Here is a 24,730-nt window from a genome sequence, read left to right as displayed (position 1 = left end):
TGCCCCGGATCCCGCGTCGTACGGTCTGACGTCGCGGTCGCCCACCGTCCGCAACGGATCTCACCGAACCGGCGGTGCCGCCGGTACGGCCGAGAGACCTGAATCATTACCGGGAATCAGGCGGCGACGAGCTCCTGCTCGCGGTCCGGCGTTTTGACCTTGGGCTTCTTGTTCGGCAGCGAGAGCCGGAAGACCTTGTGCCACGCGGAGAACACCTGCTTGGGCAGTGGCCCGGTGACGTACTCCAGCTCGTACTTCTCGAACAGCGCGCGCACCTTCACCGCGACCTCGGCGTACCGGTTGCTCGGCAGGTCCGGGAACAGGTGGTGCTCGATCTGGTGCGACAGGTTGCCGGTCATGAAGTGCATGGCCTTGCTGCCGCTGATGTTCGCAGAGCCCATCATCTGGCGCAGGTACCACTGGCCGCGCGTCTCGCCCTTGATCGACCGGCGCTCGAAGACCTGTACGCCCTCGGGGAAGTGCCCGCACATGATCACCGAGTGGGTCCAGATGTTGCGGACCAGGTTCGCGGTGAACGTGGCGGCGAGCGTGGTGAGGAACGACGGGCCCGAAAGCAGCGGGTGGATCACGTAGTCCTTGAGCACCTGCTTGCGGATCTTGCGGCCCACGGCCTTGGCCCGCGCGCGGAACTCCGGGTTCTTGCGGCGGCGCTTGCTCAGGTTCTTGCCGAGCTCCAGGTCGTAGGCGGCGATGCCGTACTCGAAGAAGCAGGCGTTGAGGAAGTTCCACAGCGGCTGGCCGAGGTGGAAGGGGTGCCACTTCTGGTCCTCGTCGACGCGCATGATGCCGTAGCCGAGGTCGTTGTCCTTGCCGATCACGTTGGTGTATGTGTGGTGCAGCTCGTTGTGAGAGTGCTTCCACTGGTCGGCCGGCGAGACGTGATCCCAATCCCAGGTGGTGGAGTGGATCTTCGGGTCCCGCATCCAGTCCCACTGGCCGTGCAGGACGTTGTGACCGATCTCCATGTTGTCCATGATCTTCGCCACGGACAGCCCGGCGGTGCCGATCAGCCACGCGGGCGGGAAGAACGAGAACAGCAGCACGCCCCTGCTGGCCAGCTCGAGCTTGCGCTGCGCCGCGATGACCTTGCGGATGTAGGCGGCGTCCTTCTCGCCGCGGTCGGCGATCACCTCGTCGCGGATCGCGTCCAGCTCGCGGCCCAGCTCTTCGATCTGCTCGGCGGTCAGGTGGGCGGTCGGGTCGATTGCGGTCAAGGTGTTCCTACCGTTCGATGTCGCAGGGGCCCGCGGCGGCGGACACGCAGGTCTGGATGAGGACGCCCGGCTCGGCCTCGGTGATCTCGCCGGTGCGCAGGTCGCGGACGGCGCCCGCCTTGAGCGGCGAGACGCAGCCGAAGCAGATGCCCATGCGGCACCCGGAGGGCATGAGCACGCCGGCCTCCTCGCCGACGTCCAGCAACGGCGTGGCGCCGTCCGCGTCGACGGTCTTGCCGGTGGCGCTGAACGTGACCTCGCCGCCGTCGCCGGCGACGACGATGCTGGGGCGGAAGCGTTCGGTGTGCAGGCGCTCCTGCACGCCGTGCTCGCTCCAGTGCTTTTCGGCGGCGTCGAGCAGGCCCGCGGGCCCGCAGGCCCAGGTCTCGCGCTCGGCCCAGTCGGGCACGAGTTCGTCGAGACGGGCGATGTCGAGGATGCCGTCTGTGTCGGTGTGCACCTCGGTGAGCCGCAGCTTGCTGTCCGCGACCAGGTCGTGCAGTTCGTTGCGGAAGATCACGTCTTGCGGCCGCGGCGCGCAGTGGACCATGACGACGTCGTCGAACTCGGTGTCGCGCAGCATGCCCATTACGGGCGTGATGCCGCTGCCGGCCGTCAGGTAGAGCACCTTGGCGGGCTTGGCCTGCGGCAGCACGAAGTCACCGGTCGGCTGGTCGAGCTGGATCAGCGTGCCCGGTTTCGCCCGGCGGACCAGGTGGTTGCTGACCTTGCCGTCCGGGATCGCCTTCACGGTGATCGTGACGCGGCCGTCCTGGCGGTTCGTCGGCGAGGTGAGGGAGTAGGCACGCCACAGGCGCACCCCGTCGACGTCGACCCCGATCCGTACGTACTGACCGGCTGTGTGGCCGCGCCAGCCCCGTCCCGGCCTGATCACGACAGTCGCGGCGTCACGCGTCTCGGGGTGCACGGCCTCGATGCGCCCACGTAGGTCAGCGCCCGCACGCAGCGGGCTGACCAGGTCGAGGTAGTCCGACGGCAGCAGCGGCGTCGTGACCATCTCCAGCAGTTTCCACGCCCTGCTGCGGAGGGCTGCACTCGTCATGAGTCCAGCTTGCTGTGCCTCAAGGCGTAAAGTCCTGACCGTAGGACGTGAATCTGATCGGCTGAATTGTTCGCAGGGAACAAAACGTGAGCCATGCAATCCGGAGGGCCAGCGAACTGGCCCTTGATGAGACGACGGTCACCGCACTGCGGGGCGCACTGAAGACCACCGCCGACGAGGTCGTCCAGGCGATCATCGACGAGGTCCCTTCGTACGCCAACGCCCTTTCGGGCAGCATGGGCGGCACCATCCGCCGAGCCGTCCGCACCGCCCTGGGGCACTATCTGGACCTCGCGAGCGGGAACGCCACAGGCGGCGACGGCGGTGACGCAGCCTACGAGCTGGGCCGCGGCGAGGTGCGCGACGGCCGGTCGATGGACGCCCTGCTCAGCGCCTACCGCGTCGGCGCCCGCGTGGCCTGGCGATGTCTGGCAGCGGGTGCCGTATCCGCAGGTCTGCCCGCCGCCGAGGTCGCCAAGTTCGCCGAGCTGACCTTCGCCTACATCGACGAGCTCTCCGCCGCGAGCGCCGCGGGCCACGCCGACGAACTGGCCGCCCGGGGCAGGGCCCACGAGCTTCACCTGGAACACCTGGCCCGCGATCTCCTCGCCGGCGCGAGCCCGGACGTGCTGCTGGCCTCTGCTCAACGGGCCGGGTGGCAGCCTCCGGTTTCGCTGACCGCGGTCCTGCTGCCCGCCGCCCAGGCCCGGCCCGCCTACCGCGCGCTCGACCCGAGCACGCTCGTCCTCGACGATCTGCCGGATGCCACCGGTGTCCTGCTCGTCCCCGATGCCGACCGATCACATCTCCTGCGGCAGCTGACCGACCGCACCGCCGTGGTCGGCCCGGCCCGGCCATGGACTCGCGCGTCCGCCTCGTACGCACGAGCCGTACGCGCGCGCTCCCTCTCCTCTGATATTCGCGACACCGAGGACCACCTGCCCGAGCTGGTGCTGAGCGCCGACGTGGACGCGTTCGCGGACCTGCGTGCCCGAGCCCTCGCACCGTTGCAGACCTTGCCTGTCGCGACCGCGCGGCGGCTGGAGGAGACGTTGCGGGCGTGGCTGCTGCACCAGGGCAGGCGGGACGAGGTGGCGGCGGCGTTGTTCGTCCATCCCCAGACAGTCCGGTACCGGATGTCGCAGCTGCGGGAGCTGTTTCCGGATCTCGCATCGCCACAGCGGGTCCTTGAACTGACGCTGGCGGTCGGTCTTCGGGTCAGCTGACGAGTACTGCCTCGTTCTCGGTGCCATCAGCTGGCTCATGCGGCCCGGGGAAGAGCGGTATGAGCCAGCTGAGACCGGGGGTTGACGTGAAGCCCCAAACAAGGCCTCGGGAAGCCCGTCGGGGGCGCTGTCTCTGAGAAGCGCAGTGGCGGATACGGCTCGACTGGATCCGGTCGACGATGCGCACGCCCGCCTCCCGAGCGCACCCGCGCCCCCCGGTGCGGGCAGCATCGGCCGGACACGGTCACGCCGCCGAGGGACGCTTCAGTCTCCCCTATGCCGCAGGTGCCTTCGTGTGGCAGGTGCTCCAGCCCACGATCAACGTCGTGGAGCTCGGGCGAGCCGCGGTGCCGCATCGAACCCGCCGACCCGTCCGACCTGCGGGTCGGTGGCCGCGACGGGTGCTCGGCTGTGCAGTGTTCGTGGTCCTGTGCCGCCGTTGGAGTGGTGCAGCAACGCTGGGGGTACCGAGACGGCCCGCCGCCTGGGCGGGCCCTCCGCACATGACGAGGATCTGCGCGCCGTCTGCCAGTTGATGGATGCTGCCGGTCTCCAGCGCGGCCGGCTGGTCGGGATCGCGCTGAGGGGCGAGGACCTCGTCGACGCCGGCAGGGGCGCGGCGCGCCCGTGCCATCTCCGCGAACAGCGGCACCAGTCCGGTGGCGGACTCGACTCACCGTCAACGACTACCACGCCTACTTTCGGATACGACTCAACCACGCAATGCACGGCTTGGCCCACACCCCAGCCGCGGACCAGTCACTGAAACGCCGGTGCACCGTCTGCCAGGAGGCGCTGAAGACCGGCAGCTGCCGCCAGCTACAGCCCGTAGTCGCACGGAAACGATCGCGGCCCGAGGCGACCGTGCTGGTCGCAGTCCTCAACGAGTGGCTGTGACGAGCACTTTCCCCTCCCGGTCCTAGCAGCCCATGAGCGTGTGGGCTTGCTCGATCCACCCCGAGACGGCCTTGCACCACAGCTCTCGGCGACCGACTGCGCTTGGTTGAAGTGGTGGAACGCCGCCAATGGGTCGCCGGTTTCGGCCGCGAGGTAGGCCAGTGCCACCAGGCCGGCCGCTTCCCCGGGCCTGAAGCCGATCTCCCGGTGCGGGCGTGTCGGCGGGGCCGCCGAGCCCGCGCCATCGTCAGTGCGGCGACGACCAGAGAAGCGGGGCGTCGGCGGGGGAGGGGCAGTCGGGTCGTTGTGCCGGCCGACGATCCCGGCGGGGATCCGGCGGGCCGCCTGTTGTGACGGGCAGGGACGACCCCCGCCGGTCCAGGCCGGCAGTCCATCGCTTCGCTGCCGGTTTCGTTACCGGGGCGAAGAATGCTTGTGGTGGGGGTCCAGCCGGTAGTCGGGACATTCGCGGTTCTGGCATGGGCCCGGTCCCCACACGGGAACGAACACGCCGAGGCTCTTGTGGCGGTGGACTGTGGCTGGCACGGATTTCTTGCACGTCGGGCATACGTACGCTTCGGGCTTGCGCTTTGTTTTGACCATCTTTTTACGATATGCCGGTTCTGGAGTGTCGGGAAGTGCCCTGCTGCTGCGCTGGCCCGAGCGTGGGCGGGCTCCACCCTCCTCGCCCGGTGAACCGGCTGGAGGCTCGGGGGCATCCGTCATGGGTAGTGCGCTGGGGGTCTCGGGCTGCTCTGTGGCAGCGGAGGTGTCCTGTTCGTCGGTCTGTTCCAGGACGCCTACCGGGGCAGGCCTTTTGAGGCTGAGGACCACGGAACCGGTCAGGACGACAACGATGACCGCGAGGCTGATCGGTGAGGGGATTTCCGGGATGCTGGGGCTGATCAGCTTGTGGGATGCCTGGAGGATGAGCTTGACCCCGATGAAGGCGAGGATGATCGCCAGTCCCTTGTTCAGGTAGTGGAAGCGGTCCAGCAGTCCGGCGAGCATGAAGTAGAGGGCCCGCAGGCCGAGGATGGCGAAGGCGTTGCTGGTGTAGACGATGAAGGCGTCGTCGCTGACCGCGAGGACGGCGGGCACGCTGTCGACGGCGAAGATCAGGTCGGCGGCCTCGATCGCGGCGACCACCGCGAGCAGCGGGGTCGCCATCCGTATGCCGGCTTCCTTGACGAAGAACTTCGCCCCGGCGTACTCGTCGCGCACCGGGATGAGCTTGCGGAGCATCCGCACGGCGAAGCTCTTACCCGGATCGAAGCTTTCCTGCTCGTCCTTGAGGAGCTTGTAGGTGCTGTAGAAGAGAACCGCGGCGAAGGCGAAGAGCACCGCGGTGAAGCGGCTGACCACGGCCACGCCGAGGGAGAGGAAGATCCCGCGGAAGACGAGCGCGCCGATGACGCCGAAGAACAGCACGCGGTGCTGGTAGGCGCGGGGCACCTTGAAGTACGCGAAGATCACGGCGAAGACGAACAGGTTGTCGACCGACAGGCTCTTCTCCAGCAGCCACGCCGTCGTGTACTCGGTGCCTGCAGTGGTGCCGAGGACGAGGAAGACGACCGCGCCGAAGATCAGGGCGAGGCTCACCCACAGGCCGCTCCAGCCGGCGGCCTCTTTGAAGCCGATGACGTGCGCGGTGCGGTGGGACAGCAGGTCCACCGCCAGCGACACGACCACCGTCGCGGCGAACGCCCCCCACAGCCAGAGCGGGACCTCAAGCACGCCGAAACACCCTCACTATGGCCCGCGCGAATACGCCGGCCCTATACAGGAGTGTCCGGCATTGCGCCCTTGAGGGCATGCGGAGCGGGTGACGCCGACTGGAGGCATCCGACCGGCGTGACCACAGCGCCCCGCAAGGACGGATCGGCCCTGGCAGGTGACACACTCCTAGTCACCGGTGCGATGCTGGTGCTGCACACTCGAGGTCCCTCCGGTGCCGCCGACTCCTCCTCGTTTCCCGACCGCCGCGGCCTGCGCGGTGCCCGCAGTCATCGTGGCCATCGAACGCGTGCAATCCGGCGCCCGCTGTCCCAGCGATGTCGCCACAGGCGCGGCGATCGGCCTGGCCAGTGCCTGGCTTACCCGGCACGTCCCGCACCTGATCCGGCGCCGCCGGCCTAGCCACGCGGGGGCGCCGGTTCCGTGCCGGGTATGGAGGCAGGTCACCAGTAGTGTCGGCGGCCGGCGACTGCGCGTCCCATGGATCCCATGATCCACAGGATGGCGCCGATGACCGCGAGGATGATCCCGATCGTCCACAGGATCGATGTGCCGGTAACGAAGCCGACAACCAGCAGAATGATGCCGAGCAGGAGCATGACCGCCTCCGTTTCCGCAGTAGTGCTGGTTTCACTGTGGACCTCGCCACGGCACTAGGGAAGCCCCGGCTTCAGCTGAGCTCGCTGCGTGGTGTTACGCGGCCAGCTCCTACGCACCCAGCGCGGTTGCGGTTGGTATCGAGCCTGGGGGTCGGCCTGCGAGGGCTGGCTGCCCGTTCTCACCCGTCCGGCCCGTGAAGTGTGAGCGCGGACGCGGTGGCCACTCGCAGGACAAGGGTTGGGTCTACAGCCCTTGGGGGCTCTTCGCCGTTCTTGGGACGGCGAAGAGCAGTCCTCCTGTGTGATCAAGCCGCAGTGAGAGTGTCTTGCTGTTGCGGTAGGGGGGCAGGCGTACAGGGAAGCCTTGCCCCTCTACGGAGACCAGCATGACGACCACCCGCGTGCCGCGGCCCGCGCCCGACGGCACACGCGATGACGCCACGACCGCCCGCCTGGAGCAGACGATCGCCCGCCTGGAGCAGGAGAACGCGCAGCTGCGGAACGCCGTCGACTCCCACGCGAGGGTGGACCAGGCCAGCGGTGTCCTCATCGCGATCGACCGGCTGAGGCCGGCGGCCGGGTTCGAGGTGCTGCGTGAGGTGTCCCAGCACACCGACACCAAGCTGCACACGGTGGCTGAGTCGGTGATCGCCTGGGCCCTGGGGCAGCCGTTGCCGGAGCGGGCGGGGCGGCAACTGGACGCGGCCATGCCGCGGCGCTCACACCAGCAGGATGCCCGGGACGCGGAGGCAGGGTAGAGCGCCGTGGCCGGGCAGGGGTGTCAGGGGGCCAGGGCCTGTTCGACGGTGGAATGGCACCCGATGACCTGATCCAGCCCGACGAGCTCCAGAACCCGCAGCACCGATGCGTGGGCGCCAGCGATCCGTAGCCATCCTTGGGCGTCACTCATGGACTGGTGGGCGGCGATGAGGACGTTGATGCCGCTGGAGTCCATGAAGGTCACGCCGCCGAGATCGACCACGGTCCGCGGCCACGTCGCGTCGTCAGAGGCCAGCAGGGCCTCCGCGAACTCGTTCTTGACCGTGTGATCGATTTCGCCGCGCAGGGTGAGAACCCGGATGCCATCGACGGTCATGTGGTCGATCGACAGGCCGGGCCGGGCTGCTCCGTGGGTGTCTGTCACCGTTTCCTCGACTGCGCTCGCTGATCGGGGCTCGGGCCCCGACAGGATGTGCGCTGGCAGCCTTCCCCGATAATACGGTGAATACCCGTTCGACTCTCTGTCTGGCTTCAGTTCGCCGCCCGGCGGCGGCACGGCGCCGTTTGCCTCTGGTCGACGTCAGGCTGGCAGCCGTCGCCGTCACCGCCAAGGTGTTCGTCATGAACAAGGACGGCTGCTTCCACCGCCGTCACCTGCTCGCCGAAACCCGCCGATACCTCGCCCTCGTCCAGCGCGACCACCGCCGCCAACCCGACCTGGACGAGACGATCGTGAACGAAGCGATCGCCGAGCACTGCACCGACATCACCGAGGCCCGCACCGAGCGCGGCGAGGAACCCGGACACCGCCTCTAGACCGCCCTCTGGGCACCCGCCGACCCGCAGTCCTCCAGGACACCAACCGCCGCGCCACGCTGGGACCGGAAGCCGGCCGCCGACCCGGCCGCGCCCTTCCTGCCGCTTCAGCCGGGGGAGTGGGACATCCCGCGCTCACCGCTGCGCCACGACCCCGCCCTCATCGCCGCACGCGTCCTCACCGCCCGGCTGCGCACCGCACGCCGCACGGCCGCGCCATGTACGGCCCGGCCGCGCACCAGACGACCGCGCAGCACAAGCAGCTGCTCCTCTTCGCCCAGGAGCAGCCGCCCACGTTGGCCCGCCCGGCGATCGACCTCACGGCCCTGCGCACCGACCTGGAGGCCCTGGAGCTGACCACCGACCAGATCCGTCGGACAGGCACGGCGTTCGCCACCGTCGGAGACGAAGCGCGCCGACGAGTGCGCACGCCTGCGCACCCGAACCCGGAGCCCGCACACCAGGACCCGGGCGGCGCGCCGCACGCACACCAACCAGACGACCAGAGGACGCACCGCCCGCATCGCCCCGCACCGGCCAGGGCCCCGGCGCGCCCGGATGATGCGCTCCGGCGTGGTCAGCGCGCACTGACCGCGCCGGGCGGATCCGCGAATGCTCACTGGGTGCGCACCGTTCCGGGGCAGCCCGACGCCCCGGCCACCTGCATCACGACCGTCGAACGGGTGGACGAAGTGCCCCGTCGGGCACACACGAGATCAGAAACAGGCACTCAGCGCAGCCGTCGCACATAGGCGTCCGCTTTCGGGCTGCGCGGGCCCGGTGCCAGGTTCTCTGCCGTGGAGGAGAAGGCCACCGTCCGGGCCCGGGCGTCGAGCGGCCGGTCCCCGGTGCCGGCCTGGACCGGGGTGCTGGCCGCGTCGGTGATCGCCACCCTGGTGCGGCCGTTGCGCAGGTCGCGCAGGTACCAGGTGCCCGGGTCCGACGTGCCCGCGAACGCCCGGAAGAGCAGGTGCCGGCCGTCGCGGCTCAGTGCCCCGTCGGCGGTCGACAGGGCGGGGTCGGGCGCCTCGACGATGCGCAGGGCGTCGGTGCGCAGGTCGCGGACGAAGACGTTGGAACCGTCGCCGTTGGTGTCCTCGGGGCCGAGGTCGGTGGACGTCGAGGTGAAGGAGGCGTAGCGGCCGTTGCCGCTGATGCCGGCCTGGGACGCCCTGCCGTTGCCACGGGCGCCGTCGGGCGTGGTGTGCAGCGACCGATGGGTCCCGGTGAGCGGGTCGGCCACCTTGACGTCGGAGGCCGGATTGTCGTACGGCCAGTAGCTGCTGTTCGTGTACACCATGACGCTGCCGTCGTCGCTGAGCAGCGGACTGGTGGCCCGGTGCAGTGCGGACGGGTGTTTCGTCAGCTCCCCGGTGCGCATGTCGCGTACGGCGACCGACGCGCCCGGTCGGGGGACCGTCTCGCTCACGGCGAACGCGACATACCGACCGTCGGCGCTGACGGACGCGTGCAGCGCCCACGTCAGGTAATTGCCGAGGTCGTTGCCGACGTACCGCACTTCCCCGGTCCGCAGGTCGCGCCAGTAGACCGACTGCTTGTCGTGCACTTCGCCCGGAATCAGGTCGGTCGAGGCCGACACGAAGACCACGTACCGTCCGTTCGCGCTGATGGCTCCCTCGGTGCCGCCGAGCCCGGACTGGCCTCCGGCGGCGTCGGTGCTGACACGCTGGGTGCGGCCGGTCCGCAGGTCCCGCAGGAAGACGTCCGGGGCGCCGTTCGTGTCATCGGGGACCAGGTTGGAGGCCGACGACGTGAAGACCGCGTAGCGGCCGTCGGCGCTGAGCGACGGGGCGTCCGACGCACCGTCGGCGCCCTGGCTGAGGCGGACGGTGTGCTGGGCGTCCGGCTTCTTCCCGTGGTGCTCGCGGTGCGGGTCGTGTGGTGCCGCCTGTGCCCCCGTTGGCGCCAGCAGCGCCACCGCGCACACGCAGGCGGTGACGGCCACGGCTGTGGCTCCGAGTCTGCTTCGCATGGATGTGTTCCCCCTTGACTCATGCGGACGTGGACGCCGCCCGGGCTCGGCATGCCCCGCGTGCCAGGCGTCGGCGGCGGCCGTCAGCGTCGACCGGGCGGTCACCGGACGTCGCGGCGCCAGGCGGCGCGCCTTTGATAAAACTCCAACTGCCGCCCCTGGACAATCCGATGAATGCGGTACAACCAGGCGGCGAGATCAGCGGTCCGCACGCTTGCTCGGTCCCGGCAGACGGCACGAGGACTGAGGAGCCGCGCAGTCGGCCATGCAGTGACGGGTGGTTTCGAGGAGTGACCTGTCCGCGCAGGGCCGGCACATCTTCCGCGAGCTGTGCTGCTCTCGCTTCGCGCGCGGATGGCGAGGGCGGCCAGCAGGTCAGCTTCGACGGCCGCGTACCGCCGCGGACTCCATCCGACGCCGTCGCGGATGTAGACGGCGCAGGCTGCGCGTTCCCTGGCGGCGATGGCCCGGCTGGTGGACGCCTCAATGATTGGGGCAAGGTCGGCGGGCCAACGTCGGCCTGCCGCGCTGCTGACCCGGGGAGCGCATCCAGCCGGATCGGTGGTGTCCCGAGCGGTGCGCTGGATAGGTTGCTTCGATGAAGCTGCCTGCGTACTGGATGACGCGTCCCGCTCCACCCCCGGACCGCAGAACGTCGGCATCCTTCGACCGACTGCTGGAGCAAGCGCTCGCGAACGGTCCCGATGAGCCCATCGACTACCGGCTCGAGGCGCCGAAATGGCAGTTCCTCTGCCATGCCGCAGACCGCGGAAGACTGCTGTTGCACGGCTCGGGCGACCCGGCGATCAGCCGCTTCGAACCCCGGCAGCCGGACGACAGCAGCGAGTTCGGCAACCGGCGCGCGGTCTTCGCCGCCGGCGACGGGCTCTGGCCGATGTACTACGCGATCCTGGACCGGGACCGCCACCCGATGTCGTTGATCAATGGCTGCGTCCGCCTCGCCAACGGCAGCGAGCGGCTCGGCGAGCCGCACTACTACTTGTCCATCAGCGCGCAGGCGCTGAAACAGCACCCCTGGCGTCCCGGCACGGTGTACCTGCTGCCCGCCGGCACCTTCGAGCTGCAGTCGCGGATGCGGGTCGGCGATGTCTGGGTGCAGCCGGCCCAATGGGCAAGTCCCGTACCAGTGACCCCTGTCGCCAAACTGGCCGTGCAGCCGGAGGACTTCCCGTTCCTGAACCAGATCCGCGGCCATGACGATGAGCGGGTCTGGACCCGTGCCGCCGAGGACCCGGATGGCTTCCCCTGGCATGCGGAGGCGTGACGCATGCGTCGCGGCGCGACTGAGACTGACTGTCACCAGAGACTCCCTGTCACCAGATCACGCTCTCCGACGGTCGCAGCCGCGAGCGGAGTTACCACCGGATCCGGCTCAGATCAGCCCGGTTCGGAGGCACGTGAGCCCGGCGCGGCCCGCAACCCCGACCCCAGGGCAGCGCCCCCGCCTATGGCCGCACGGCGTACACGTACCGGCTGAAGGGCGCCCTGGGGTCGTCCGCACCCACGTCGTTCGCGTACTCCCCGAGTGTCCATAACGCCCCGGAACCGCTGTCGTCGTAACTCAGGTCCTCACAGCCGATGTTCAGCCGGGACCTGTGCAGGGGAACCGCGCCTGCGGCGTCTCTCCAGGTGCGCAGTGCGCCGGGCGTGTGAGAGCCGTTGCTGGTCGTCAGGTAATACCTGGAGCCCACCTTGACCGCGCCCTGTGTGCGCACGCCCTGCGGCACCGCGGCGGCCCACTCCGCCTGCGGCCGCAGACCGCCCGCCGTCCGCAAGGGCCAGCAGACGAGCCGGGGGCGGCCGCGCGTGGCGTACTCGCTGACGAGCAGACCGGGACCACTGGCCGTCCGGTTGACGGACACCTGGGAGAAGGTGAGGTCCTGTGCAGTGCCGCTCCAGTTGTAGCCGTAGATCTGCGGCAGGACGTACTCGACACGAGCTCGGAGGCGTGCAGCAAGACCCGGACCTGGCGGCCGATGAACCGGGTCGGGACCGAGTAACGGTTGGTGCGGACGGTGATCTGGGAGAACCGGTCGACCCGTGGGTGAACCAGCGGCCGGTCTCGAACGTCTCGACGGGCAACGGCTTCAACGACGGCCGTTCGACGGCGAACAGCTCGCCGATCGTGCGGGGACGGGTCCCGATCCGCCGGACCTCGTCGGCCAGATCCCACTCGTCGATCAGCATGTTCAAGTGCGCCAGCGAGTCGATCTCGGGGACGGGAACGAAGTGGTTGCGGCGAAACCAGCCGATCTGGCCCTCGACGCCTTTCTCGTGGGCGCCCTCCATTCCCGGCGTGCAGTAGAACGGCTCGATGCCGTAGTGGGACCGAAATGCGGTCCACCGGTCGGTCTCGACCCGGCGCCGCGTGAAGCCGAGCACCGACGCGACCGCGGCCTTCAGGTTGGCATATTGGATCTTTGCCGAACGGCACGCCGCCCAGCACTCTGAAGGCGTGCTCGTGGCCCTCGAAGAACGCCTCCTGACCGCCGGAGGCGAACACCTGGTGCACCGCCTTCCCGGAGAACGACAACCGCAGGCAGAACAAATGGCACTTCACCAGCTCGCCCCGCAAACGGACCGCGACCTCGCCGAAGCCGACCTCGGCTTCGGCGCCGGCCAGGTGCGACTGCTCGATGACCACCTGCGCCGGGCCACGGCCGGCCTCGACCCGAATCTCCGGCTTCCGCTTGGCGACGTAGGCGCGCACGACCTGGTAGGACACGTCGTCCGTCGCGTGCTCGTTGATCAACCGGCGATAGATCCGGACCACCGTGTGACGCTGCTTCCTCGGCGCATCCAGATCAGCCAGCAGCATCTGGTCGATCACCGGCTTGAACGGATCCAGCTTGGAACGGCGAGACGCGTACGGCTCCCGAGGTTGCGGCCACGCCGAACTCAGCGCCTTCTGAACAGTCCGCCAGCCCACCCGGTACTTGCGCTCCAGCGCCCGGTTCGACATGCCCTCGCGAGCGTCACGCCGCAGCGCGGCATACAACTCGACCTTCGACTGACCAGGCGGCATCGGCGGTGCTCCTTCACTGAGCACATTCACCTTGCCACCGCAACCCCGCGAGTGACACTACTTCTACGAACAACTTCCCAGCTAACCAGCCGGTGACATCCACTCAGACGGACAACTGACAACCCACAAACACCGTCAGAGCCATCCTTGCGAAAACCATTGGTGCCCGGCTTGCTCCGCTGATGGACTGACCGTCCTACCGTGAGTCTGCCGCGTGACGGAGGTAGTGGTTGTGACAGGCTATGACGTGCTTGCCGAGGTGTACGAATGGCTCATCTCGGATGCAAAGTTACCTCCAGCCGAGTTCGCTGCGTCGTTCGACGACGCCCTCAATCTCCTGCCGTCGAACGCTCACGTCCTCGACTGTTCGTGCGGAACCGGACAGTTGGCGGTTGGCCTTGCCGGTCGTGGCATGCAGGTTGTCGCAACTGACGCCAGCGAGGCGATGGTTCGTCGGACTGTAGAGTTGTCTGAGGAGTTCGGTGCATCCGTCCGGGCCGTACGGGCGAACTGGGAAGAGTTGCCCGACCATTTCCAGGACAACACGTTCGACATGGTGTTCTGCGTTGGCAACTCGCTTCACCATGCCGCGGGCGCGACAGGCAGGGGTGCTGCTCTGGAGTCGATGTCACGGCTTCTGCGCCCCGGCGGACGCTTGGTACTCACATCCCGCACTTGGGAACTCGTGAGGGCCAGAGGTTCCCGGCTGGAGATCAGTGACCGACTCGTCCGCCGGAACGGTCGCGATGCCGTCGTGGTCTACCGCTGGGAGATTGCGCCGCATTGGGAGGAGGAGCACCACATCGAGATTGCGATCGCGCAAGTTGAAGCGACCGGGTTGGTTCTTGTCCGCTCGGAACTGCTGTCCTGCTGGCCCTACCGGTACGAGGAACTCGAAGTCGAGCTGCACCGGGTCGGACTCCAAACGGAATTGAGCACGTTCGATCTTGAGGCCGAGAACTACATGGTGGTCGCGAGCAAGGTATAAACACCGGACTCTCAGTCCCTGGCCGGACCGCGCGGTTGCTCGCAGGACGCTTGCGCCCTCTCATCGGTGCGGATTCAAGTGGTCGACGCAACGCCTCGGACGAGGAGTGCTCGTCGATCAGACGGCGGTAGATCCGGGGTGACGGTGTGGCGCTGTTTCCTGGTCGCGTCCGGATCAATGAGCAGGATCTCGTCGATCAGCAGCGTGAACGGATCCAGCTTCGACGGCCGCGACGAAGCGGTTGTCGTGCGTGGCTGCGGCCAAGCCGAGGTCAGGGCCTTGTTGACCGTGCTCCAGGTGACGCCGTACTTGCACTGCAACGCCCGGTTCGACATGCCATCGCGGGAGTCGCGCCGCAGCGCGGCGTACAACTCGACCTTCGACTGGCCAGGCGGCATCGGGGGTGCTCCTTTACTGAGCACATCCAGCGCTTCGTCGTCGACCCGCTCCTCGCACTGTCATGTGGCCGACTGAGCGCCGCGCCCGGATCGCCGGCACCGGCCTGAGCACCCCGCGGCCACCGGGTTCCCGCGCACGCGCCCATCGTGGGCTTTGCCCGGCCCGCGAATGGCCTGGCCCGCTGTACCGGAAGGGCGAGCAGCTCCTGCCGGACGGCGTCATCGACATCCAGGCGCAGGAATGGCAGGCCGTGACGCACTGGGACGGTTGCCTGCCGGGGCCCAGCGTCACCCTCACCCCGAAGCGGCCTGGGAGGCACTGCGCGGTGACGGCCGTGTCTGAGACGTCCTCTCCCGAAGTCCGGCGTCTCCGTGGACGAGTACGCCCGTAGCCAGCGCCCGGAGGCCTGTCGGCACTCAACTTCCCGCGCCTGCTCTTGCTGTCAAAGGTCTCCCACGCCTCCGGACAGCCGAGCCGGAGCCTTACTCACCTGGACGGTCGATGAGCCGACGAGCCGGATCAGCGCGCCGGCCCTTGACTGCTCATTCTTCGGCGCGCTGGCGGGCGGCGAGGATCGCGACGTCGTCTTCGTAAGCGCCGTTCGCGAGGTGGGTCAGGAGTGTGTCGAGCATGTCGTCCAGAGGGCCGTCCGCTGACAGGCTCAGCGCCTGGAACGCTTGCACTGAGACGTCGATGTCGGTGCCGCGCGGCGTCCCACCACTCCGTCGGTGTGGAGCAGCAGCGTGGTGCCGGGGTCCATTTGTACGGTGAACGATTCGTAGCCGCCGAGGCCGGTGCCGATGGGCGGACCGGCCGGGGGCCACAAGACCTCGATGCTGCCGTCTGGTCGCAGGACGGCCGGTGGCAGGTGTCCGGCGCTGCTGCCATGCACGGTTATTTGACCGACCGTTCTACATACGCCTATGGTCTTCGATGTGGCCAGGACCAAGGAATTCGATCCTGACGCCGCGCTGCAGTCGGCCCTTGAGCTGTTCTGGCGGCGCGGCTACGAAGCGACGTCGATGTCGGACCTCGTCGAGCACCTCGGCATCGGCCGCGCCAGCATCTACGCGACCTTCGGCAGCAAGCACGAGCTGTATCTGAAGGCCCTGGACCGCTACGCCGAGACGCGCGATCCGGCTCTCCTCGCCGAGTTGTCCCAGCCGGGCCCCGCACTGCCTGCGGTGCGGGCGGTGGTGCGCCGCTTCGCCGTCGAAGCCGCATCCCCGGAAGGCCGGCTGAACGGCTGCTTCGTCACCAACACCGCGGCGGAGCTGGCCCCCCACGACCCTGCGGCGGCCCGCCGAGTCGAGCTCAGTTGGGAGCACATCGAGACCCTGCTGCACTCCGCGCTCGTACGGGCCCAGGCTCAGGGCGAGCTGCCCGAGGGCCGCGATCCACGCGCACTGGCCCACATGCTGCTCGTCCTGCTGCAGGGCCTACGGATCGTCGGCAAGGCATCGGACGATCCCGCCCGGGTGCGGGACGCGGCTGAACAGGCCCTGGCCCTGCTGGCCTGACTCCCACCCACCGGAACCGCCAGGCTTCCTTCGCACGCCCAAATAATGAACCGATCGGTCAAATATCAGGGGGAAGGCATGACCGCCACGGGCGCTGCCCGCGTCGCCACTACGCAGCAGCGATGCGCCTTCGCCCTCCTCGGTAGCGTCCAGGCCACACTGATCTTCACGCTCGCCGCGATCGCCGTACCGCTGCCCGCCATCGGGCGCGAATTCGGCCTGCAGCGCGCCGACTTGATCCTGCTCAGCGCTGCCTACGGATTGACCTTCACCGGGCTGCTGCTTTTCGGCGGACGCCTCGCGGACCGCTACGGCGGGCGGCGTGCCCTCACCGCAGGCCTGGTCCTCTTCGCCGCCGCCTCGGCCGCAGCCCCGCTCGCCCCCGGCATGGGGACGCTGCTCGCAGCGCGCTTCGCGCAGGGCGCGGCGGCGGCTCTGATCGCGCCCGCCGCCATGGCCGTGCTGCGCGCCGTCTTCCCCTCTCCACCCGCGTACGGCAGAGCGATGGCCACCTGGGGCGGGCTGTCGATACTCGGCGCGACCGCGGGCAATCTGCTCTCCGGCGTCATCTCAGCGCTGCTGTCGTGGCGTTGGACCTTCGCCGTACCGCTCGTGGTGGCCCTCGCAGCCCTCGCCCTCACGCCCCGGCTCCTGCCGGACACCACGCCGAGCCGGGGCAGGACCCTCGACCTGCCGGGTGCTCTCCTCGCCACCGCCGGGATCACCCTGGCCAGTTACGGGCTCGTCGTCACCGATACCCGCCCCTGGTCGTCGGCCATCGTGCTCATGCCACTGCTCTGCGGGGCCGCGCTGCTGGCCACGTTCTGGTACGCCGAGCGCCGCGCCCGCGACCCGCTGCTGCCGCCCCGCTTCCTGCTCGACCGGCGGCGGGTCCTCGCCCTCGCGGCCATCGCACTGAGTGCTTGCGGCACCGCGATGACCTTCGTGGTCCTCTCACTCCACCTCCAGCAGGCGCTCGACTGGTCACAGCTGCAGACCTCGGCGGCGTTCGTACCGTTCGCTGTTGCGCTGATCGCCTCGGGCCGGGCGGCAGGACCGCTCATCCGCCGGTACGGGGCCCGAACCGTCACAGCCGCCGGGCTGGGAACCGGCGCGGCCGGGCTCGCCCTCCTCGCGCTCACCGGGATCGACGCACACATCTCCTACGGGTACGGACTGCTGCCGGGCCTCGTGCTGCTGCCGGCCGGCACGGCGGCCTCCTTCGCAGGAGCCGCCGTGCTCGCCACCCAAGGCGTGCCGCAGCAACAGACCGGGCTCGCGGGCGGCGTGCTGAACACCGCGATGGAACTCGGCCCGACCGTCCTGTTCGCGATCCTGCTCACGCTCGGCAGCGATGCCTCGTCCCTGGCCGCAACAGCGGCCGCTCTCGCCGCCGTCGCCCACCTGAACCACCGCACCAGGTAATCCACCACTCAAGGGAGCCACCGAAATGAACCGCTTCACCGGCAAGACCGTCCTCGTCACCGGCGCAGGCTCCGGTCTCGGCCGCGCAATCGCGCTCGCATTCGCAGCCGAGGGCGCATCCGTGGTCGCCGCCGGGCGCACCGCGGCCACTCTGAACGAGACGGTCGGCCTCATCGATTCCGCAGGCGGCACGGCCGCCGCCGTCACCGCCGATGTCACCGACTCCGGCCAGCTCCAGAACCTGGTACGCGAGAGCGTTACCCGCTTCGGCGGACTGGACATCGCGGTCAACAACGCCGGGATACTCCGCGGCACCGGGCCCGTCGGGGAAGTGAGCGAGGAGGACTGGGATGCGGTGCTGCGGACGAACGTCACGGGCGTCTGGCTGGCCATGAAGCACCAGATCGCACACATGAAGGACAACGGCGGCGGCGCCATCGTCAACATCTCCTCCAACCTGGGCGCACACCTGCGGATCCCGAACGTTGCCGCGTACATCACCTCAAAGGCAGCGGTCTCCGCGCTGACCCGCGCCGCCGCTCTCGACCACATCCACCAGGGCATCCGCATCAACGCGGTCAGCCCCGGCGCCTCCGCTGCTCCCATGTCGCTGCGGCCCGGCGAGACCGAGGCCGACCGTGCCGAGCGAGTGAAGACAGAAAACCCGCTCGGCCGGGTCGCGGAGGCAGAAGAAGTGGCAGCCGCGGTGCTCTACCTCGCCTCGCCCACGGCTGGCGCGGTGGTCGGCGCCGACCTGGTCATCGACAGCGGATCCTCGGCCTGACGGTTCGTAGCTTCAGCGGCACCCTTCCCAGGAAGGAACCCCGCACAACGGGCTGGAACGAGAGCCACATCCCGACCAGAGCGGCCGCACTGCGGTGCCGCGGCGCCAACAGCGGCATCACCTCTTCGGATCACGGAGCGCGGTCGCCCCCTCAGCCGCGCACGCGCCGGCGACGGCGGCCGTACCGGTCTATAGGGCACACCGCCCAACTGTGTGTCCTTGCGCGGACGGCGGGCAGCACCACCGGCAGACATGCCGGTCCCGCGGAATGTGCACCACCGCCCGCCCGCGTTCGGCGCACCACAGCAGGTCTGGGAGGATGGCCGGCAGCCGTCCGTACCGGGCCCGGGCACCCGCGGGCGGCGAGAGGCGGTCGGGTACGGGCAGAGGCCCGGCGGGCGGGAGAGCGGAGCGGTGCGGCACATGCCGGAGTACCCGGAGTACCTCGCCGCGGTCGTGTTCGCCGCGGGCGGTGTCGTCAACGCCTTGCTGGCACCGCACCGGTTCTCCACCGCCGTCCTGCTCTGCCTCGCGGTGACCTCTGCCGGACTCGGCGTGGCCGGTCGCAGTGCGGCAGCCCACCCGACCATCGCCACCGTGGTCGCCGTCGCCGCCCTGCTCCTGGCGCTCGCGCTGGGCCTGCTGCTGCTGGCCGACGGTGTCCTCCTGGTCCGGCGCTACGGACCGCAGGCAGCCCTGCTGGCGACCGGGGCCGCCGGCTGCGCGGTGCTGACGGTGCTCGGCCTCGACGCGGTCTTCCATGTGGTCGGCGGCGAGGTGTTCGGTGCCCTCCTGATCGCGGTGAACGCGGCCGCGGGATACCTCACTCTGCTCTTCCTCGTCTTCGCCGGCTACGCGTTCGTCTGGGGCCGCAGCACCCCCCTGCCGGAAACCACCCATGTCGTCGTCCTGGGCGCCGGGCTCGACGGCGACCGGCCCGGCCCGCTGCTGACCCGCAGGCTGGAGCGCGCCCTTGCGATCGACGCCGCCCGCGCACCGGACACGCCTCGTGTGGTGTTCGTCGTCTCGGGCGGCCAGGGCGACGACGAGGTCCGCTCCGAGGCGGACGCGATGGCCGACTATCTGCACGGACGCGGAGTGCCCGCCGACCGGATCGTGCGGGAAGACCGCTCCGTCAACACCGGGCAGAACCTCCGCTTCAGCGCGGCCCTCGTGGACGGCACCACTCCCGGCCACCGTGCCACGGTGGTCACCAGCGGCTTCCACGTCTACCGCACGACTCTGCTGGCCCGCCGCGTCGGCGTGTCCGTGCACGTCGTGGGCGCGCCGACCTCCCCCGCCTACTGGCTGGCCGCGACGCTGCGCGAATTCGCCGCCATCCTGTGGCTGGACCGCCTCCCCCTGGTCGGCCTCAGCCTGCTGCTGGCACTGCCGGTGGCGACGGCGGTCTTCCAGCGCTGAAGCGCCGGCCGCAGACCGTGTCAGAGGTCCTGACAAAGGCGCCGCGGCCCGTTCCGGTCAGGTGGCCGCGCACCGCACCGAGGGGTCCGTGCCGACTGTGTGACCGGCACGGACCCTGATGGGGCCTCCCATACGGCGGTGCACCGACGAAATGTCGCTCAGCAGGTGCCACACGCCGGGGAGCTGCGACCCGGCCCAACCTCTGCGCCGTGTGCCAGGGCCGCCACCTGCGCTACGACCATGACCACCACGCCCGCACCTGTAGGTTCGCATGTCGCGTGTCCCGCAGTAGCCTGATCGAGCGGAGTCCGTGAGACATGGGGGTGGTGAGTGCAGGCGCCTGCGACCGTCGTGCAGCTCGCTCTGCTCGTCCTTCTGGTGCTGCCCGGGGTCACCTATCAGTTCGTCCGGGAACGCCGCCGTGGGCCGGTGCCCGGTGAGCGTGATCTGGGTGAGCGGGTGCTGCGGGCGATCGTCGCGTCGATCGCGCTGGACGCCCTGTACGCGGTGGTGGCGGGGCCGGCGCTGGTTCGCCTGGCTCGAGGCGCCGGCGGCGGCTGGGACGGCTTCGTGGAACGGCCGCGAGTGGTCGGCTTCGTCGCCGTGGTGCTGTTCCTCGTCGTGCCGGCCGTGGCGGCGGTCACCGTTTCCCTGGTGGATCGGCAGCGGCGCAAAGCTCGGTTCCTGCGCACGCCCAGCGCCTGGGACCACGCGTTCCGCGACCGCGAACCGTGCTTCGTGCGCGTGCGGCTCAAGGACGGCAACTGGGCGGGCGGCTGGTACGGCAACCGGTCGTACGCCTCCTCGTACCCCCACCCGGCCGAGCTGTACCTCGAATCGGCGCGCGTGATGGGTGCCGACGGGGCGTTCGGCGCGCGCGTGCACGGGACGGCGGGCCTGCGGCTGCGGGCGGAAGACTTCGATGTGCTGGAGTTCGTCGAAGCCGGAGAACCGGCGGCCGTGCCGGGGGAGGAGCGATAATGGCGCACGAACCCGAGCTCTCGCACGAACCCGAGCTCACGCTCGAAGAGGCGGCGCTGCTGCAGGAGGCCGCGGAACGCGGCTACACCCCGAAACGCACGGTCGCCGAGCCGGACGAGGCGCCCGGCGGCCCGGCCGGCACCTCGAACGGCAACGAGGACTGACGCGTGGGCGGCGGGCCCGCCAACGGTCTGGCCGAGCGGTTCTGGGAGGCGTTCCAGGTGGCCCGGCACAGCGCGGACCCCGCGTCGGTCGAGAAGGCGATCGACCTCGGCCATGCCCTGCTGGCCACCGAGGACGTGGCCGAGCGCCACTCGGTCCTGTCCGATCTCGGGGGCCTGCTGCAGACCCGCTACCACCAGACCGGAGACTTCGAGTTCCTGCAGGAAGCCGTCCGGGCAGTCACGGAGGCTTACCTCCTGGCGTACGAAAGCCCGGAGGACTCGGCCAGCTACGCCAACAACATCGGCATGCTGCTGCACACCGCCTTCCAGCGGAACCAGGACCGCGGAACCCTGGCCGACGCGCTGGACTGGAGCAGGACGGCCGTCGACGAGGAACCATCCACGGAGAAGGCGTTCTACCTGGACAACCTCGTTGTCGCGCTGCGGACGGCGTTCACCGTGACGAAGGACCTCGCCCCCCTGGCGGAAGCCGCCGAGCACGCCCGGGCCGCCGTCGCATGCTCCCCCGATGACGAGTCCACCGCCAGGAGCCTGCACTTCCTCGCCGTCGTCCTGCGCGACTGGTCCCATGAGACCGGGGAGACCGGTGTCGTGGAGGAAGCCGTCGACGCCGCGCGGCGAGCGGTGGAGCTCACACCGGCCGGGTCGTCCGACGTGCTCGACCGGTTGAAGATCCTCGCGTACCTTCTCGACGACCGCTTCCGGGCTCGCGGAGCGCGGGATGATCTGGCCGAACTGCTCCGGGTCCGGCAGACGTTGGTGGCCCACACCCCGGTCACCGATCTGCGGCACTCGCAGAACCTCGTCGAGCTGACGACCACGGAACGCGACTGGGCCGCGCTCACCGGCGAGGGCCCGCAATGGGACCGTGGCTGGGAACGCGCCGACACCGAAGCCGAAATGTGCGGCCGGTACGCCGCCGAGTTCGAGCAGACCCGGGACTCGACCTTGCTCGAGCGGGCGCTCGAGCTCGGACGTTCGGTGGCGGCCGCCACCCCCGCCGGGCACCCCCGCCGCGGCGTGCGGCTGGACCACTTCGCCACGGCGCTGGCCACCCGGGGTGAAGCGTTCGGGGACCGCGCCGCGCTCGCGGAGGCCGTCATCATCGAGCGGGAGGCGGTCGAGTGCACGTCGGCAGGCCATCCGCTGCGCGTCCAGTTCATGGGCAACCTCGCCGTCAACCTGAACGCGTTGTTCCACGCGACCGGAGACCTGACCCACGTCATGGACGCGATCGACGTCGCTCGCCGTGCCGCCGAGGCCACCGCCGGGCAGGGTGACCACCCGCGCTCGCTCGGGATCCTCGCCGTCGTGCTGCACAAACGGTTCAGGGTGACCGGCGAACTGCAGGTGCTGTCGGAGGCGGTCGACCACGCGAGGGAGTCCGTCCGCCTCGGCGCGGGCCTGGTCGCCGGGCAGGCCCAGCGGCTCTCCAACCTTGGCACCATGCTGTCCGACTTGTTCACCAGGACGGGCGAGGCGAGCGTGCTCGACGAGGCGATCGACGCGCACCGCGCGGCCGCGGATGTGACGGCGGACGACGACCCGGGCCGGGCAGTGCGACTGGCCAATCTCGGCGGTGTCCTGGGGATGGCCTACGAGAAGTTCGGCGACCGGAACGCGTTGCGGGACGCGATCGCCGCGCGTCGCGCGTCCGTGGCCGCGACTCCGCAGGACAGCCCGCACTGGCCCGGGTACACCGCGAGTCTGGCCGCCGCGCTCGGCGACTGGTGCACGAACCCCGTCGCACCCGCCGCCGCGCGAGAGGAGCCGCCGGATCCGCAACTCCTCGCCGAGGCGGTCGGCCTGGCCCGGAGTGCGGTGCAAAGGCCCGAGCAGGACGCCTATTCCCGGGCGGGCTTACTGACCCTCGTCGCCAACGTCCTGGCGCTCGGCTTCCGGCACCTCGGCGACGGCGACGCGCTGACCGAGGCACTCGGCTGCTACCGGGAGGCCGCGGCGTCTGCCGGATCGCCGACGGAGAGCCGGGCGGAAGCGGCGGACCGGTGGGGCGATCTGGCCGCCGAGGCCGGGCAGTTCGACGTGGCCGCCGAGGGGTACGCCGCAGCGGTCCGGCTGCTGCCCCGGCTCGCCGGGCGCCGCCTGGGCCGCGAGGACGCCCAGTACTGGCTCGGCCGGTTCGCCGGGGTCGCCGCCGACGCGGCCGCGTGCGCGCTGGCCGCCGGCGACGAGGTGAGCGCGGTGACCCTGCTCGAATCAGGGCGCTGCGTACTCGCCGCCCAGGCACTCGACAGCCGCGGCGATCTTTCCGACCTGCACGAGCGGGCACCCGAGCTGGCCGAACGCTTCCAGACGCTCACCGCGGAGTTCGAAACCGACACCACAAGCGACCGCGTGGCCCTCGCCGACGAGCTCGACGCGGTGACCGACCGAATCCGCGCGCTGCCCGGGATGGAGCGGTTCCTACGGCCCCCGCTGCTCACCGACCTCACCGCGCAGGCACACGAGGGCCCGATCGTGTACGTCAACGTCAGCCGGCACCGGTGTGACGCGCTGATCATCACTCCGGACGGGGTCCGGTCACGCGCGCTGGACCGGCTGAGCGAAGAGACCGTGAGCCACCGCGTACGCGCTCTGCACACCGCGTTCACGAAGGGGCGGCTGGCCGCCGAGCAGGCGATCCATGACACGCTCGAGTGGCTGTGGGACACCATCGTGGGCCCTGTGCTCGGCGAACTGGGGCTGACGGCGGAACCGGCGGCGGATGGTCCGTGGCCAAGGATCTGGTGGGCCCCGGTCGGGCCGCTCAGCCTGCTCCCCCTGCACGCGGCGGGCCACCACCGCGACGGCGGACCTGTGCTCCTCGACCGCGTCGTCTCCTCGACGACGCCGACGATCCGCGCCCTGGGTCACGCCCGCGCGGGCCGCCGCGACGACCGGAACGAGCCGCGGCTGCTGGTGGTCGCGATGCCGCACACTCCGGATGCCCCGGACCTGCCCGGCGCACAGGCCGAAGCCGACCACCTGGCCGCTCTCATACCCGGCGCCACGGTCCTGGTCGGCCCGGACGCGACTCGTGACGCCGTTCTCGACGCCTTGCCGGCCAGTGGCTGGGCGCACTTCGCCTGCCACGGGTACAGCGACCCGGACAACCCTTCGGACAGCCACCTCGCGCTGCACGACCACGACCGCGCGCCGCTTCGGGTGCTGGACCTTTCCCGGCTGCGTCTGCGGAACGCGGAGTTCGCGTTCCTGTCGGCCTGCGACACGGCCCGCACCACTGCGCGCCTGTCCGACGAGGCGATCCACCCGTTGGCGGCTTTTCAGATAGCCGGTTTCTCCCAGGTGGTCGGCACGCTCTGGCGCGTCGACGACGTGGTGGCACCAGCCTTAAGCCAGCAGCTCTACGGCGAGTTGATCGCGGACCGATCCGGTGCGTTGTGCGCGTCGGCGGCGGTCCATCGCACGGTCAGGCAGCTCAGGGCGAAGTATCCGAACCTGCCGTCGGTGTGGGCCGCACACGTCCACGCGGGCGCCTGATGACGAGCAAAAGCGAAGGCGAGAGCCAAGGAGGAGGGTCGCCCGGCAGTGCTGGTGCTGTGCTGTCGGGCGACGTCGACGCGAGCGGCATGGACATCAGCCGCTCCTTCGTCGAGATGACCAGAATCGGATCGGCAGCGCCGCCGCGCGGCGCGACGCGCGCGCCCTGTCCCGGACGCGGCTCTCCAACGCC

25 protein-coding genes and 1 pseudogene are annotated in these 24,730 nt (G+C 69.9%); 14 read left to right on the top strand and 12 right to left on the bottom strand.

The window, feature by feature from the left end; all coding sequences use genetic code 11:
• Positions 1 to 116: 116 nt before the first annotated feature.
• A complete protein-coding gene (locus tag ACZ3I3_RS37975; protein WP_467372331.1) occupies positions 117 to 1,235 on the bottom strand; it encodes a fatty acid desaturase family protein in 1,119 nt (372 codons plus the stop codon).
• A 7-nt stretch (positions 1,236 to 1,242) separates the two neighbouring features.
• Positions 1,243 to 2,298, bottom strand: a complete 1,056-nt coding sequence (locus ACZ3I3_RS37970; protein WP_467372330.1) for a ferredoxin reductase — start codon at positions 2,296 to 2,298, stop codon at positions 1,243 to 1,245.
• Between the two features lie 86 nt (positions 2,299 to 2,384).
• On the opposite strand from ACZ3I3_RS37970, the gene ACZ3I3_RS37965 reads away from it, so the two are divergent.
• Positions 2,385 to 3,524, top strand: coding sequence for a PucR family transcriptional regulator (locus ACZ3I3_RS37965; RefSeq protein ID WP_467372329.1), 1,140 nt, complete (start codon positions 2,385 to 2,387; stop codon positions 3,522 to 3,524).
• A gap of 695 nt (positions 3,525 to 4,219) precedes the next feature.
• Here ACZ3I3_RS37965 and ACZ3I3_RS37960 read toward each other — a convergent pair.
• The 3 genes and pseudogenes from ACZ3I3_RS37960 to ACZ3I3_RS37950 form a co-directional block, all read right to left on the bottom strand.
• Positions 4,220 to 4,666 carry a transposase gene (locus tag ACZ3I3_RS37960; RefSeq protein WP_467372328.1) on the bottom strand — a complete coding sequence of 149 codons (447 nt, stop codon included), beginning with the start codon at positions 4,664 to 4,666 and terminating at the stop codon, positions 4,220 to 4,222.
• 421 nt (positions 4,667 to 5,087) lie between these two features.
• Positions 5,088 to 6,158: pseudogene (locus ACZ3I3_RS37955) on the bottom strand (TerC family protein); the annotation flags it as partial.
• 443 nt (positions 6,159 to 6,601) lie between these two features.
• A complete protein-coding gene (locus ACZ3I3_RS37950) occupies positions 6,602 to 6,757 on the bottom strand; it encodes a DUF6131 family protein (protein WP_467372327.1) in 156 nt (51 codons plus the stop codon).
• A gap of 386 nt (positions 6,758 to 7,143) precedes the next feature.
• Between ACZ3I3_RS37950 and ACZ3I3_RS37945 the strand changes: the two genes are divergently transcribed.
• The gene (locus ACZ3I3_RS37945; RefSeq protein WP_467372326.1) at positions 7,144 to 7,515 is read left to right on the top strand and encodes an ANTAR domain-containing protein; all 372 of its coding nucleotides are present in this window, start codon (positions 7,144 to 7,146) and stop codon (positions 7,513 to 7,515) included.
• A gap of 23 nt (positions 7,516 to 7,538) precedes the next feature.
• Here ACZ3I3_RS37945 and ACZ3I3_RS37940 read toward each other — a convergent pair whose 3' ends face one another.
• A complete protein-coding gene (locus ACZ3I3_RS37940; protein WP_467372325.1) occupies positions 7,539 to 7,901 on the bottom strand; it encodes an STAS domain-containing protein in 363 nt (120 codons plus the stop codon).
• Between the two features lie 140 nt (positions 7,902 to 8,041).
• Between ACZ3I3_RS37940 and ACZ3I3_RS37935 the strand changes: the two genes are divergently transcribed.
• Complete coding sequence (locus ACZ3I3_RS37935; protein ID WP_467372324.1) at positions 8,042 to 8,293, top strand: hypothetical protein; 252 nt, start codon at positions 8,042 to 8,044, stop codon at positions 8,291 to 8,293.
• A gap of 107 nt (positions 8,294 to 8,400) precedes the next feature.
• Here ACZ3I3_RS37935 and ACZ3I3_RS37930 read toward each other — a convergent pair whose 3' ends face one another.
• Together ACZ3I3_RS37930 and ACZ3I3_RS37925 are read right to left on the bottom strand one after the other, a co-directional pair.
• The gene (locus ACZ3I3_RS37930) at positions 8,401 to 8,913 is read right to left on the bottom strand and encodes a hypothetical protein (protein WP_467372323.1); all 513 of its coding nucleotides are present in this window, start codon (positions 8,911 to 8,913) and stop codon (positions 8,401 to 8,403) included.
• Between the two features lie 110 nt (positions 8,914 to 9,023).
• Entirely contained in the window at positions 9,024 to 10,286 is a 1,263-nt protein-coding gene (locus tag ACZ3I3_RS37925; protein WP_467372322.1) for a TolB family protein, read from the bottom strand.
• 598 nt (positions 10,287 to 10,884) lie between these two features.
• Here ACZ3I3_RS37925 and ACZ3I3_RS37920 point away from each other — a divergent pair.
• Positions 10,885 to 11,571, top strand: a complete 687-nt coding sequence (locus ACZ3I3_RS37920) for a hypothetical protein (RefSeq protein WP_467372321.1) — start codon at positions 10,885 to 10,887, stop codon at positions 11,569 to 11,571.
• A 405-nt stretch (positions 11,572 to 11,976) separates the two neighbouring features.
• On the opposite strand, the gene ACZ3I3_RS37915 is transcribed toward ACZ3I3_RS37920, so the two are convergent.
• Positions 11,977 to 12,327, bottom strand: a complete 351-nt coding sequence (locus tag ACZ3I3_RS37915) for a Mu transposase domain-containing protein (protein ID WP_467372353.1) — start codon at positions 12,325 to 12,327, stop codon at positions 11,977 to 11,979.
• Here ACZ3I3_RS37915 and ACZ3I3_RS37910 point away from each other — a divergent pair.
• From ACZ3I3_RS37910 to ACZ3I3_RS37900, 3 genes are all read left to right on the top strand, one after another.
• Complete coding sequence (locus ACZ3I3_RS37910) at positions 12,256 to 12,612, top strand: hypothetical protein (protein WP_467372358.1); 357 nt, start codon at positions 12,256 to 12,258, stop codon at positions 12,610 to 12,612. The two genes, ACZ3I3_RS37915 and ACZ3I3_RS37910, sit on opposite strands and share 72 nt — an antisense overlap.
• Before the next feature lie 63 nt (positions 12,613 to 12,675).
• Entirely contained in the window at positions 12,676 to 13,428 is a 753-nt protein-coding gene (locus ACZ3I3_RS37905; protein ID WP_467372357.1) for a hypothetical protein, read from the top strand.
• Positions 13,429 to 13,564: 136 nt separating this feature from the next.
• Positions 13,565 to 14,320, top strand: coding sequence for a class I SAM-dependent methyltransferase (locus ACZ3I3_RS37900; protein WP_467372320.1), 756 nt, complete (start codon positions 13,565 to 13,567; stop codon positions 14,318 to 14,320).
• 74 nt (positions 14,321 to 14,394) lie between these two features.
• Here ACZ3I3_RS37900 and ACZ3I3_RS37895 read toward each other — a convergent pair whose 3' ends face one another.
• The 3 genes from ACZ3I3_RS37895 to ACZ3I3_RS37885 form a co-directional block, all read right to left on the bottom strand.
• Positions 14,395 to 14,718, bottom strand: a complete 324-nt coding sequence (locus ACZ3I3_RS37895; protein ID WP_467372319.1) for a hypothetical protein — start codon at positions 14,716 to 14,718, stop codon at positions 14,395 to 14,397.
• 543 nt (positions 14,719 to 15,261) lie between these two features.
• Positions 15,262 to 15,402, bottom strand: a complete 141-nt coding sequence (locus ACZ3I3_RS37890) for a hypothetical protein (protein ID WP_467372356.1) — start codon at positions 15,400 to 15,402, stop codon at positions 15,262 to 15,264.
• Positions 15,381 to 15,611, bottom strand: coding sequence for a SpoIIE family protein phosphatase (locus ACZ3I3_RS37885; RefSeq protein WP_467372318.1), 231 nt, complete (start codon positions 15,609 to 15,611; stop codon positions 15,381 to 15,383). Before ACZ3I3_RS37885 ends, ACZ3I3_RS37890 begins: the two co-directional genes overlap by 22 nt.
• 43 nt (positions 15,612 to 15,654) lie before the next feature.
• Between ACZ3I3_RS37885 and ACZ3I3_RS37880 the strand changes: the two genes are divergently transcribed.
• The 7 genes from ACZ3I3_RS37880 (at position 15,655) to ACZ3I3_RS37850 (ending at position 24,537) form a co-directional block, all read left to right on the top strand.
• Complete coding sequence (locus tag ACZ3I3_RS37880) at positions 15,655 to 16,239, top strand: TetR/AcrR family transcriptional regulator (protein ID WP_467372317.1); 585 nt, start codon at positions 15,655 to 15,657, stop codon at positions 16,237 to 16,239.
• 78 nt (positions 16,240 to 16,317) lie between these two features.
• Positions 16,318 to 17,664 (top strand): MFS transporter, encoded by a 1,347-nt coding sequence (locus tag ACZ3I3_RS37875; RefSeq protein WP_467372316.1) that lies wholly within the window; start codon positions 16,318 to 16,320, stop codon positions 17,662 to 17,664.
• A gap of 25 nt (positions 17,665 to 17,689) precedes the next feature.
• Positions 17,690 to 18,448, top strand: a complete 759-nt coding sequence (locus ACZ3I3_RS37870) for an SDR family NAD(P)-dependent oxidoreductase (RefSeq protein ID WP_467372315.1) — start codon at positions 17,690 to 17,692, stop codon at positions 18,446 to 18,448.
• Positions 18,449 to 18,871: 423 nt separating this feature from the next.
• Complete coding sequence (locus ACZ3I3_RS37865) at positions 18,872 to 19,870, top strand: YdcF family protein (protein WP_467372314.1); 999 nt, start codon at positions 18,872 to 18,874, stop codon at positions 19,868 to 19,870.
• A gap of 330 nt (positions 19,871 to 20,200) precedes the next feature.
• Positions 20,201 to 20,851, top strand: coding sequence for a DUF6338 family protein (locus ACZ3I3_RS37860; RefSeq protein ID WP_150485054.1), 651 nt, complete (start codon positions 20,201 to 20,203; stop codon positions 20,849 to 20,851).
• The gene (locus ACZ3I3_RS37855; protein ID WP_467372313.1) at positions 20,851 to 21,015 is read left to right on the top strand and encodes a hypothetical protein; all 165 of its coding nucleotides are present in this window, start codon (positions 20,851 to 20,853) and stop codon (positions 21,013 to 21,015) included. The genes ACZ3I3_RS37860 and ACZ3I3_RS37855 overlap by 1 nt, the downstream gene beginning before the upstream one ends.
• 3 nt (positions 21,016 to 21,018) lie before the next feature.
• Positions 21,019 to 24,537 carry a CHAT domain-containing protein gene (locus tag ACZ3I3_RS37850; RefSeq protein ID WP_467372312.1) on the top strand — a complete coding sequence of 1,173 codons (3,519 nt, stop codon included), beginning with the start codon at positions 21,019 to 21,021 and terminating at the stop codon, positions 24,535 to 24,537.
• The last annotated feature ends 193 nt before the right edge of the window (positions 24,538 to 24,730 follow it).

It is taken from the genome of Streptomyces sp. NPDC016851 (assembly GCF_055562795.1).
The sequence above is the reverse complement of the archived record's forward strand: the minus strand, read 5'-3'. Positions and strand labels throughout refer to the sequence as shown.